The 11,490-nt window shown below is 67.9% G+C and carries 9 protein-coding genes and 1 riboswitch; of the genes, 1 reads left to right on the forward strand and 8 read right to left on the reverse strand.

What is annotated here, in order from left to right; all coding sequences use genetic code 11:
• Positions 1–110 precede the first annotated feature (110 nt).
• Positions 111–2,015, reverse strand: coding sequence for a molecular chaperone HtpG (htpG, locus tag IP93_RS13215; protein ID WP_144816463.1), 1,905 nt, complete (start codon positions 2,013–2,015; stop codon positions 111–113).
• A 152-nt stretch (positions 2,016–2,167) separates the two neighbouring features.
• Here htpG and IP93_RS13220 point away from each other — a divergent pair, with 152 nt between their 5' ends.
• Positions 2,168–3,379: an NAD(P)/FAD-dependent oxidoreductase gene (locus IP93_RS13220; RefSeq protein ID WP_144816465.1), complete on the forward strand. Its 1,212-nt coding sequence runs from the start codon at positions 2,168–2,170 to the stop codon at positions 3,377–3,379.
• A 58-nt stretch (positions 3,380–3,437) separates the two neighbouring features.
• Here the strand turns inward: IP93_RS13220 and gcvP are convergent, their stop codons facing one another.
• The 7 genes from gcvP to IP93_RS13255 all read right to left on the reverse strand — a co-directional run bounded on the left by gcvP (position 3,438) and on the right by IP93_RS13255 (position 11,382).
• Positions 3,438–6,323 carry an aminomethyl-transferring glycine dehydrogenase gene (gcvP, locus tag IP93_RS13225; RefSeq protein WP_144816467.1) on the reverse strand — a complete coding sequence of 962 codons (2,886 nt, stop codon included), beginning with the start codon at positions 6,321–6,323 and terminating at the stop codon, positions 3,438–3,440.
• Between the two features lie 39 nt (positions 6,324–6,362).
• A riboswitch (glycine riboswitch) is annotated at positions 6,363–6,471 on the reverse strand.
• A gap of 232 nt (positions 6,472–6,703) precedes the next feature.
• On the reverse strand, positions 6,704–7,858 hold the full coding sequence (locus tag IP93_RS13230; protein WP_144816468.1) for a PP2C family protein-serine/threonine phosphatase: 1,155 nt from the start codon (positions 7,856–7,858) through the stop codon (positions 6,704–6,706).
• Positions 7,859–7,875: 17 nt separating this feature from the next.
• Complete coding sequence (locus IP93_RS13235; RefSeq protein ID WP_144816470.1) at positions 7,876–8,754, reverse strand: patatin-like phospholipase family protein; 879 nt, start codon at positions 8,752–8,754, stop codon at positions 7,876–7,878.
• Complete coding sequence (locus IP93_RS13240; protein WP_144816472.1) at positions 8,751–9,095, reverse strand: STAS domain-containing protein; 345 nt, start codon at positions 9,093–9,095, stop codon at positions 8,751–8,753. Before IP93_RS13240 ends, IP93_RS13235 begins: the two co-directional genes overlap by 4 nt.
• A gap of 16 nt (positions 9,096–9,111) precedes the next feature.
• Positions 9,112–9,573, reverse strand: coding sequence for an ATP-binding protein (locus IP93_RS13245; protein ID WP_144816474.1), 462 nt, complete (start codon positions 9,571–9,573; stop codon positions 9,112–9,114).
• A complete protein-coding gene (locus IP93_RS13250; protein ID WP_144816476.1) occupies positions 9,570–9,941 on the reverse strand; it encodes a response regulator in 372 nt (123 codons plus the stop codon). Before IP93_RS13250 ends, IP93_RS13245 begins: the two co-directional genes overlap by 4 nt.
• The gene (locus IP93_RS13255; RefSeq protein ID WP_158636349.1) at positions 9,934–11,382 is read right to left on the reverse strand and encodes an ATP-binding protein; all 1,449 of its coding nucleotides are present in this window, start codon (positions 11,380–11,382) and stop codon (positions 9,934–9,936) included. Before IP93_RS13255 ends, IP93_RS13250 begins: the two co-directional genes overlap by 8 nt.
• Positions 11,383–11,490: the final 108 nt, after the last annotated feature.

Consider the following 11,490-nt stretch of genomic DNA (forward strand, 5'->3'; position numbering starts at 1 on the left):
TGCCTGGAATGGCACCGAGAAACACAAACGCCCCGGAAATTCCGGGGCGTTTGTGTTGCAGGCACCTGCGGGGACCGTGGTGACGGCGGCAATCGCTGTGGCGGTGTGGGTCACTGCACCAGCAGGCGATTCACGCGCTGGATGAACGCGGCCGGGTCTTCCAGCGCGGTGCCTTCGGCGACCTGCGCCTGTTCCAGCAACAGCAGCGCGAGGTCCTCGCGTCGCGCGCCGTCCTGCTCGCCCTCCAGCCGCTTCAGCAGCGGGTGGCCGGGGTTGATCTCCAGCACGGGCTTGGACTCGGGCACCGGCTGGCCCGCCGCGCGCAGCAGGCGTTGCAGGTGCAGCGACACGTCGTATTCCTCCAGCACCACGCACGCGGGTGAGTCAGTGAGGCGCGCGGACACGCGCACGTCCTTCACGCGCTCGCCCAGCAGACCCTTGACCGCGTCCACCAGCGGCGCGGCGGCCTTGGCGTCGGCCTCGCGCTTTTCCTTGTCGGCGGGTGTATCCAGGTCGCCCAGGTCCAGGTCGCCCTTGCCGATGTGGCGCAGCGGCTTGCCGGCGTACTCGTGCAGGTGGCCGATGGCCCAGTCGTCGATGCGCTCATGCAGCAGCAGCACCTCGATGTCGCGGGCGCGCAGCGCTTCCAGCTGCGGGCTGTTGCGCGCGGCGTTCCAGCCGTCGGCGGTGACGTAGTAGATGGCCTTCTGCCCGGCCTTCATCCGCTCGACATAGTCGTCCAGCGCGGTCAGGTCATCGACCTTCTCGCTGCGGGTGGAGGCGAAGCGCAGCAGCTTGGCGGTGCGCTCGCGGTTGCCGTGGTCTTCGGCCAGGCCTTCCTTCAGCACGTTGCCGAACTCGTGCCAGAAGCCGAGGTACTTGTCGGCGTCGTCGCGGGCGGTCTTTTCCAGAAGGTCCAGCACGCGCTTGGTCAGCGCGGTCTTGAGCTTGTCCAGCTGGCGGTTGCCCTGCAGCAGCTCGCGCGAGACGTTGAGCGGCAGGTCGTCGGAGTCCAGCACGCCGTGCACGAAGCGCAGGTACGCCGGCAGCATCTGCTCGGCGGCGTCCATGATGAAGACGCGCTTGACGTACAGCTTCAGCCCGCGGCGTTCGTCGCGGTTGTACTGGAAGTCGAACGGCGCCTTGCTGGGCAGGTACACCAGCGACGTGAAGTTCTGGTTGCCCTCCACGCGGTTGTGCGACCACGCCAGCGCTTCGTTGAAGTCGTGGCTGATGTGCTTGTAGAACGCCTGGTAGTCGGCGTCGGTCAACTCGGCCTTGGGGCGGGTCCAGAGCGCAGAGGCCTGGTTCACGACCTCCAGCTCGGATGCGGCATCGGCCGGCTTGTCGGCGGTGTCATCAGCGTCCTCGCCCCACTTCTCCTTGGGCATGCGGATCGGGAAGCCGATGTGGTCGGAGTAGCGGCGGACCAGCTCGCGCAGGCGCCAGCCGTCCAGGTACTCGTCCTCGCCGTCCTTCAGGTGCAGGGTGACGGTGGTGCCGCGGCTGGCGCGTTCCACCGGCTCAAGGGTGAACTCGCCTTCGCCGTCGGAAGTCCAACGCCACGCTTCATCGGTACCTGCGCGACGGCTTTCCACCGACACCTTGTCCGCCACCACGAACGCGGAATAGAAGCCCACGCCGAACTGACCGATCAGCTGCGCGTCGGCCTTCTGCTGCGCCGACAGCGCCTCGATGAACTTGCGGGTGCCGGAGCGGGCGATGGTGCCGAGGTTGCCGATCAGCTCGTCGCGGCTCATGCCGATGCCGCTGTCGGCGATGGTCAGCGTGCGCGCGTCCTTGTCCCAGGTGATGTCGATGGTGAGGTCGGGCTGGTCGCGGTACAACGTGGCGTCCTGCAGCGCCTCGAAGCGCAGCTTGTCGCATGCGTCGGCGGCGTTGGACGCCAGCTCGCGCAGGAACACGTCCTTGTTGGAGTACAGGGAGTGGGTGACCAGGTGCAGGACTTGCTGGACCTCGGCCTGGAAACGGTGGGTTTCGGTCTGGGTGGTCATGGCCTTGGGGGCGTGGTTGGGTTCTGGGCTTGAGGTGGGTTCGCCGGGTGGGTTTTCAAGCCGCCTTGCCATCCGGGGAGTGGCGTTCGTGATCGGGGCTTCGCGCGGCGCCGTTTACGCTGCCCCTCCATCCCGGCGCCCGACCTCGACCCATGGACCTCAAGAGTGGTTACCCGTACTGGGCGGTGAAGAACGGGCTGATGCACGCCTTTCCGCCGCTGCGCACCGATCTGCGCTGCGAGGTGGCGGTGCTCGGCGCCGGCATCACGGGCGCGCTGGTGGCCGATGAGTTGGCCACTCACGGGCACGATGTGGCGGTGCTGGAGCAGCGCGACGTGGCGTGGGGCAGCACCGCGGCGAGCACCGCATTGCTGCAGTACGAGATCGACACGCACATGGTCGACCTGGCCAAGCAGTATGGCGAGGACGACGCCGTGCTGGCCTACCGCGCCTGCGCCGCGGCCATCGACCTGTTGCGGGACAAGGCGCGTGACGTGCGCGATGTGGATTTCGCGGGCAACCACAGCCTGTACTTCGCCAGCCGCAAGCGCCATATGCGCGATCTGCAAGCCGAGTACGCATTGCGCCATCGCCACGGATTCGACGTGGACTGGCTGGAAGGCGATGAAGTAAGGGCGGAATACGGGTTCGATGCACCGGCGGCGATCCTCAGCCGGCAGGCCGCGCGCGTGGACCCGTACCGGATGGCCAGCCGGCTGCTGGACCGATTGCAGCGGCGTGGCGTGCCGGTGCATGACCGCACGCGCGTCGTCCGTATCCAGGCGCGTCCGCGCAGCGTGGTGCTGACCACCGACGACGGCCACACCGTGACCGCGGAGCATCTGGTGGTGGCGACGGGCTATGCCGCGCAGGACCAGCTCGGCCGGCGCGTGGCCCGCAACCGCAGCAGCTACGCGTTCATCACCGACCCCATTCCCGATGCGGAGCTGGGCAAGTTGGCCACGACGATGGTGTGGGAATCCGCACGGCCGTACCTCTACCTGCGCACCACTGGGGACGGCCGGCTGCTGGTCGGTGGCGAGGACGATGCCGTGGACATCGCCGCGCGCCGCGACATGCGCGTGGACCGCAAGGCGCGAAAGCTCGCCAAGCGGGTAGCGGCGCTGTTCCCCAGGCTGCCGGTAACGCCGGTGTTTTCGTGGGCGGGCACGTTTGCCGAGACCAAGGACGGCCTGCCGTACTTCGGCCCGCACCCGGACCACGGCCAGCGCGTGCTGTTCGCGATGGCCTACGGCGGCAATGGCATCACCTATTCGATGATGGGCGCGGGACTGCTGCGCGCGTTGATCGAGAAGCGGGCGCAGCCGTTGCAGCGGTTGTTCGGCTTTGACCGATCGCGGTAGATGGCCCCAACGAAAAAGGCGCCCGAAGGCGCCTTTTCCGTGAACCGTGCAGTGGGGCTTACGCCTCCACTTCGTCCTTGTACGCATCCACCGGGATGCACGCGCACATGACGTTCTTGTCGCCGTACACGTTGTCCACGCGCGACACCGGCGGCCAGTACTTCTGCTGCTTCAGCGTGGCCAGCGGGAACACGGCGGCTTCGCGGCTGTAGCCGTGCGTCCACTCGGCGCCCATCACCATGGTGGCGGTGTGCGGGGCGTTCTTCAGCGGGTTGTCCTCGCGGTCGAGCTTGCCTTCTTCCACGGCGCGGATCTCGTCGCGGATCTGGATCATCGCGTCGATGAAACGGTCCAGCTCATGCTGCGATTCGCTCTCGGTCGGCTCCACCATCAGCGTGCCCGACACCGGGAAGCTCAGGGTGGGGGCATGGAAGCCGAAGTCGATCAGGCGCTTGGCCACGTCCTCGGCACCGATGCCGGTGGCGTCCTTCAGCGGACGCAGGTCGAGGATGCACTCGTGCGCCACCAGCCCGTTGCGGCCGGTGTACAGCGTCTTGTAGTGCGGGGCGAGGCGCTTGGCGATGTAGTTGGCGTTGAGCAGCGCCACCTGCGTGGCCTTGCGCAGGCCTTCGCGGCCCATCATGGTCACGTACATCCAGCTGATCGGCAGGATGCTGGCGCTGCCGAAGGTGGCCGCCGACACCATCGCGCCGTTGCCCACGCCTTCGGTACGCACGCCGTCAGCACCGAACGCCTTGGGCAGGTACGGAGCCAGGTGCGACTTCACCGCGCACGGGCCGACGCCCGGGCCGCCACCGCCGTGCGGAATGCAGAAGGTCTTGTGCAGGTTCAGGTGCGACACGTCCGAGCCCCACTTGCCGGGCTTGGCCACGCCGACCAGCGCGTTCATGTTGGCGCCGTCGGTGTACACCTGGCCGCCGTGCTGGTGGATGATCTCGCAGATCTCGACCACGTCCTCCTCGAACACGCCGTGCGTGGACGGGTAGGTCATCATGATCGCGGCCAGGCGGTCGCTGTACTTCTCCGCCTTGGCGCGGATGTCTTCCACGTCCACGTTGCCGTTGCTGTCGCACTTGGTCACGACCACGGTCATGCCGCACAGCTGCGCGGAGGCCGGGTTGGTGCCGTGCGCCGACTCCGGGATCAGGCAGATATCACGCTGGGCCTGGCCGTTGGCCTTGTGGTAGGCGCGGATCGCCAGCAGGCCGGAGTACTCGCCCTGCGCGCCGGAGTTGGGCTGCAGGCTGACGTTGTCGTAGCCGGTGCACTCGACCAGCATCTGCTCCAGGCCGCTGATCAGCTCGAAGTAGCCCTGGGTCTGCTCGGCTGGCGCCAGCGGATGGATGTTGCCGAACTCCGGCCAGGTGATCGGGATCATCTCGGCGGTGGCGTTGAGCTTCATGGTGCACGAGCCCAGCGGGATCATCGTGCGGTCCATCGCCAGGTCCTTGTCGGCCAGCGAACGCAGGTAGCGCAGCAGTTCGTGCTCGCTGTGGTGCGTGTTGAACACCGGGTGGGTCAGGAAGGCGCTGGTGCGCAGCAGGCCGGCCGGCAGCTCGTCAGCGGTGTTGGCGTCCATCACGTCGATGTCGGCGATGGTCGCGCCGAACAGGCCGGCGATGGCGACGATGTCATCGCGCGTGGTGGTCTCGTCCAGGCTGATGCCGACGCTGCCCGCATCGATGTGGCGCAGGTTGATGCGCGCGGCCTTGGCCTTGGCGTGGATCGCGTCGGCGTCGACGCCCAGCACGTGCAGGGTGTCGAAGAAGTCCGGGCCCACGGTCACGCCGGCAAAGCGCAGCGCGCCCGCCAGGATGCTGGCCAGGCGATGCGTGCGTCGGGCGATGCGGGTCAGGCCTTCGGGACCGTGGTAGACGGCGTACATGCTGGCCATCACCGCCAGCAGCACCTGCGCGGTGCAGATGTTGGAGGTGGCCTTCTCGCGGCGGATGTGCTGCTCGCGGGTCTGCAGGGTCAGGCGGTAGGCCGGCTTGCCCTCGGTGTCCAGCGACACGCCGATCAGGCGGCCGGGCATGGAGCGCTTGTAGGCGTCACGGCAGGCCATGAACGCGGCGTGCGGGCCGCCGAAGCCGAACGGCACGCCAAAGCGCTGCGTGTTGCCGACCACGATATCGGCGCCCCATTCGCCCGGCGCAGCGATCAGGGTCAGGGCGAGCAGGTCGACGGCCACGGCAACCAGGCCACCGCGCGCGTGCACGGCATCGGCCAGCGCCTGGTAGTCGTTGATCTGGCCGAAGGTGTTCGGGTACTGCAGCAGCACGCCGAACGCGTCGGTGGTGATGGCGTCGGCGTCGTCACCGATGACCAGTTCGATTTCCAGCGGCTCGGCGCGGGTCTTCAGTACTTCCAACGTCTGCGGGTGCACGCCATTCGACACGAAGAACACGTTGGACTTGTTCTTGCACGAACGCTTGGCCAGCGTCATCGCCTCGGCCGCGGCGGTGCCTTCGTCCAGCAGCGAGGCGTTGGCGATCTCCATGCCCGTCAGGTCGGCGCACATGGTCTGGAAGTTGATCAGCGCCTCCATGCGGCCCTGCGAGATCTCGGCCTGGTACGGCGTGTAGGCCGTGTACCACGCGGGGTTCTCCAGGACGTTGCGCAGGATGACGTTGGGGGTGTGGGTGCCGTAGTAGCCCTGGCCGATGAAGCTGCGGAACACCTGGTTCTTGTCGGCGACGGCGCGGATCTTGGCCAGCGCTTCGACTTCGGTCACGGCCGAAGGCAGGGCCAGCGGGTTGGCGGACTTGATGGAGCCGGGGACGATGGCGTCGGTGAATGCTTCCAGCGAGTCGTGGCCGACCACCGAGAGCATGGTGGCGATTTCGGCGTCGTTGGGGCCGATGTGGCGCTCGATGAAGGCGTCGTGGTGCTCAAGCGCGCGCAGGGAGGGGGTCTGGCTCATGGAAGGGCGTCCGAAGGCATACGTGCGGTGCCGCACGCGAGGCGCCCCTCTGTCCTTTTGCCTGAGAGTTTGCAGCACCCGGGGGAGGGTGGAGACGCTGCTTGCACCTTCGGCGCCGGATTTGACCGGTCTCTCCAGAGTTGCTCGCACGGAGTGGTACGGGGGCCTGAGCGATTACGGGCGTTACGCCTTCGGCAGCGGCGCGCCTGGCCAGGCCAGGGACCGCTTCTCCCACCGCGTGCATGGAGCCCGGCGATTATACCCCCGACCGGGGAGGGATGCCCGCCCGGTCGGGGGCGCAGTCCGTCGCGGTTGTGGCTGGTCAGGCGGGCCTTGCCGTCGGCAGGCACGGCGGCGTACTCGTCACCGTCGCGACCGGGTCAGGCGTGCGACAGCCGGCGAACCGCTACCGTCGTCACATCGTCAAACGACTCGGTGGTGCCGACATGGGCCTCCAGGGCGTCCGTCACCGTGTCCAGCAGGGCGGCGGCGCTGGCCGATGGCGCGGCGAGCAAGGCGAGCAGGCGCGCTTCGCCGAACGGCTCGCCTTCGCCCATGGCGTCCACCACGCCATCGGTATAGGCGAACAGCGTGTCACCGGGTGCCAGGCGCATGGTCTGGACGTGCATGCCCGCCCCGTTGGAGAGTCCAAGCGCGGGTGCGGTGGGGCCGAGCCGGGCACGGACCCCGCCGTCGCCCAGCACCATCGGCGGGTCGTGGCCGGCGTTGACGTAGGTGAGTTGGCCGTCCCCCGGGTCGAGGATGCCGAAGAACACCGTGGCGAACATGTTGGCGCGTTCGTGCACGGTGGCGATGTAATCGTTGGTCTGCGACATCGCGCCCAGCACCGTGGAGGCCGGATCGACACTGGCCGAAGGGCCCCGGATCGCACCGGAACGCAGCAGGCTGCGGAACAGCGCCATGTACAAGGCAGCGCCCACGCCCTTGTCGCACACGTCGGCGATGACCACGCCCAGGCCGGCGCCCGGCACGGGGAACAGGTCGTAGAAGTCGCCCGCCACCTGGCGTGCCGGGCGGAAGCGGGCGGCGACCTGCCAGCCTTCGACATGCGGCAATTCGGCCGGGAGGAAGCCCAGCTGTATCTGGCGCCCGATTTCCAGCTCACGCTCCAGGCTGCGGGCGTGTTGCTGCTCCATGTCGCGCAACCGCTTGCGGGCCAGCGCCGAGTCCACGCGCGCGCGCAGGATGTGCGGGTTGAAGGGTTTGGTGAGGTAGTCCTCGGCACCGGACGACAGGCATCGCACCACCGTGTCGGTGTCCTCCAGCGCCGAGATCATCATCACCGGAACCTGCGCCAGCCGATCGTGGTCCTTGAACGCCGACAGCACCTGGTGGCCGTCCATGCCCGGCATCATGATGTCCAGCAGCACCAGGTCGTAAGCGGTGTCCTGCGCGGCCTGCAGCGCTTGCGCGCCGCCTTCGGCGACATCCACGCCGTGACCGTGGTGCTGCAGGCGCCGGGACAGGACGTCACGGTTGAACGGATCGTCGTCGACGACAAGGATGCGGGCCATGGCCGGGGCCGCCACGCTCACCGGAACGCTTCCACGGCAGCGGGGCGACCGCTGCCGAGCAGTTCCAGCAGGTAGGGCAACTGCTCCATGGCCGCGGCCTCGCCCGCTTCGATGATGTAGGGAATCTTGTCGGTGTCGAACAGGCGGATCCGCTGCTCGAAACGCGGCGTGACCAGGATCACTTCGCCGTGGTGCGCCAGGCTGTGGAAGGCGAAGTTGGACTTGAACAGGTTGTTGGACATGATCGCGCTGAGCTGGAACGCGAAGCGGCTCGCTGACGGCGTCGATTCCTGGTACGGGCTTTCGAAGCCCGCGGCGAGGATGATGTCGGCACCTTGCCGCACCGCGACGCCCACCGGCATCGGGTCGGACAGGTAACCGTCCACCAGCAGCCGGTCACCCAGCCGCCACGGCGAGTAGGCGAAGGGCAGGGCCACGCTGGCCCGCACCGCATCCACCAGCGAGCCGGACGACAGCACCACCTGCTCGCCGTTGGCGAAGTCGGTGGCGGTGATGTGCAACGGCGTGGCCATGTCCTCGATGCGCGTTTCGCCGAAGGCCTCGCGCAGGCGCGCCATCATGACCGTGTCGTCACGCAGGCCGAAGCGGTCGGCGCGGAACCCGAACAGCCGCGGCGCGATCATGGCCAACATCGAATGGCGGCTGCGACCCTTGGCGACCTCGCTGGTCCACAGGCGGCGCGTGTAGTCGGCGGTCTCTTCGGAACTACGCCCCAGCGCCATGGTGGCCGCGTAGATCGCCCCGGCGCTGCAACCCACCAGCATGTCGATCTTGACCCCCGCGCGGGCGAGCGCGTTCTGCATGCCGATGGCCGCGGCGCACTTCACGCTGCCCGCGCCAATCACCAGGGCGATGCGCTTGCGCGGTGCGCTCATGGCGCTTCAACCGTGAAGCTGGCGATGGCGGCATCCACGTCGCCGTAGAGCTTGAGGATGCTGGTGAAGCCCGACAGTTCCAGCACGTGCAGCACGGTGGGCTGCACCGCGGCCAGGCGGAAGTCGCCGCCCTGCCGACGTGCGTCCTTGAGCGTGGCGAGCAACGCGCGCAGGCCGGCGCTGCTGGTGTACACCACCTCGCGGAAGTCGGCGACGAGCTGCACGCCGCTCTCCTGCACCGTGTCGGCCAGGCTGCGCTGCAGTTCCTCGGCGGTGAGGCTGTCGATGCTGCCGCGGATGGTGGCCACCGAAACCTGGCCGCGCGTAATCAGGATTTCCATGCATGCTCCTCCGCGCTCATGGCGCAAGGTCCCTGGTGAAAGTGAAACGGTTGCCCGTCGCCGGGTCGTAGCGGTGGTGGATCGTGGTCATCAGCCGGGTCACCAGCGCCCAGCCGATGCCGCCGGGATTGCGTGATTCCCACGGTGCATCCATGTCCGGGGCAGGGACCGCCTCGGGATCAAAACGCGGGGCATGGTCACGGATGTCGATGCGCACGCGGTCGACGTTCCAATCCAGGGTCAGCGCCACCGGACCTTGCCGCGTGGTGCCATAACCATGGGCGATGATGTTGGCCACGACCTCCTCCACGGCCAGCCGCACCGCATACGTGGCCGCGGCGTCGGCGCCGGCGGCGGCACAGGCGCGGTCGGCCAGCGCCAGCAGCGCGGGCAGTTGCGGCAGCTCGGCGGGACAGGTCAGGTGCAATCGCTGCGGGGCGGACAGATCAGTGGCATCGGCGACATCGGCGGCGCTCATTCCGATGCCTCCAGTGCCAAGGCGATCTTCCCCAGCAGGCGTGGCAGATCAACAGGCTTGGTGTCGAAATCGTCGCAGCCGGCCTGCAGGGCGCTTTCGCGGTCGCCGGTCATGGCATGGGCCGACAGCGCTATCACCGGGATGCCGCGGGTGGCGGCATCGGCCTTGATGCGGCGCGTGGCATCCCAGCCATCCAGCACGGGCAGGCTGAGGTCCATCAGGATCACATCGGGCTGTTCGGCGCGTGCCTGCTCGACTGCCTGCTGTCCGTCGATGGCCATTGACACGTCGTGGCCGGCGCGGAGCAGCCGCCGCGACAGCATGTCGCGGTTGAGCTCGTTGTCCTCCACGAGCAGGATCCTAGCCATGCGTGGCCTCGCGATCATCGACGACGGCCGGCAGGCGGACGGTGAAACTCGAACCCTGGCCAGCACTGCTGGTCACGGTGATGTCGCCGCCCATGATCCGGGACAGCCGCCGGCTGATCGCCAGGCCCAGCCCCGTGCCGCCAAACCGGCGCGTGGTGGTCGCATCGGCCTGTGTGAAAGGTTCGAACAGCCGCGCCACCTGCTCCTCGGTCATGCCGATGCCGGTGTCGGTCACGATGAACGTGAGCCAGCGACGGTCCTCGCGATTCAGGGGTGAGCGCACGTTGAGCACCACGTCGCCGTCGCGGGTGAACTTGGCGGCGTTGGACAACAGGTTCAGCAGGATCTGCCGCAGGCGCGGCGCATCGACCTGGACCACGCCGCAACCGCCATCGCGCTGGATGCGCATGCGGTTGTTGTTGCGGGTCATCATGGGCTGCGCGGTGGTCACCACTTCGTCGATCAGGGCATCGACGTCGTAGGGCTCCAACTGGATCTCCAGTTTTCCTGCCTCCACCTTGGACAGATCCAGCACGTCATTGATCAGCCCCAGCAGGTGCCGCCCCGATGCCTGGATCTTGCGCAGGTCATCCTGCAGCCGGGTGTCCCCGGCGTCCGCCAGTTCGTCCTGCAGCAGTTCGCTGTAGCCGATGATGGCGTTGAGCGGCGTGCGCAGCTCGTGGCTCATGTTGGCGAGGAAAGCGCTCTTGGCGTGATTGGCCGCCTCGGCCTGTTCGCGGGCCAGTTCGGCGTCCACCAGCGCCTCCTCGGCGGCACACCGGGCGATCTCGATGTTCTCGTTCTGCTCCCGGATGCGTTCGTTCTGGGCGGAAACCTCGCGCTTGGCGGCAATGAGCTTGCTCGCCTGGATGTTGCTGCGCATGCCGAAGATGGTCATGAACAGGAACAGCCCCGCCAGCGAGGTGATGGTGATGGGCATCGTGGTGTCCAGTTGCACCTGGAAGCCCGTGTACCAGCCGCCCAGAAGCATTCCGGCCAGCATCGCCAGCGCGCCTCGCGTGGCCATGCGGACGCCACCGAGGCTCAGGTTGGCGCACCCCATGCTGATCGCCACGATCGCCATGGGCAGCAGCGCGAAGGAGCTGAGTGCGCCCATGAAGCCGCCCAGCAGGTTGTCGCACGCCACGTTGCGCAGTTCGGCGCGCTTGCTGTCCCCGGCGCGGACCGCGATGGCATGGGCCAACGGCGGCCAGGCGACGGCATACAACAGGCCGATGGCAATGCCGGGGACCATGATCCGCTGCTCCTGATCCTTCAGCACCAGAAGCCAGATCGCGGTGATGGCCAGGCAGGCCGTGCTGCGCACCCTGAACCCGAGTTCGACGATGGGGTGGACCTTGCGCTCCCCCGCGGCACGCTGCGCCGTCTCCTGCCGAGGCGGAGGGCCAGGATCAATCAGGCGCGACAATGACAGGCCCAAGGCCACCCTGTGCGAAATGCGGACGGTACCCGGCTCAACGCAGCCGGGTGGCGGGGCAGGCCATCCGGGCGGAAGGCGTCAAGTGGCGGGGTGCGAGCCCCGGAAATG

The organism is Aerolutibacter ruishenii, from assembly GCF_007830115.1.
GTDB lineage: Bacteria > Pseudomonadota > Gammaproteobacteria > Xanthomonadales > Xanthomonadaceae > Aerolutibacter > Aerolutibacter ruishenii.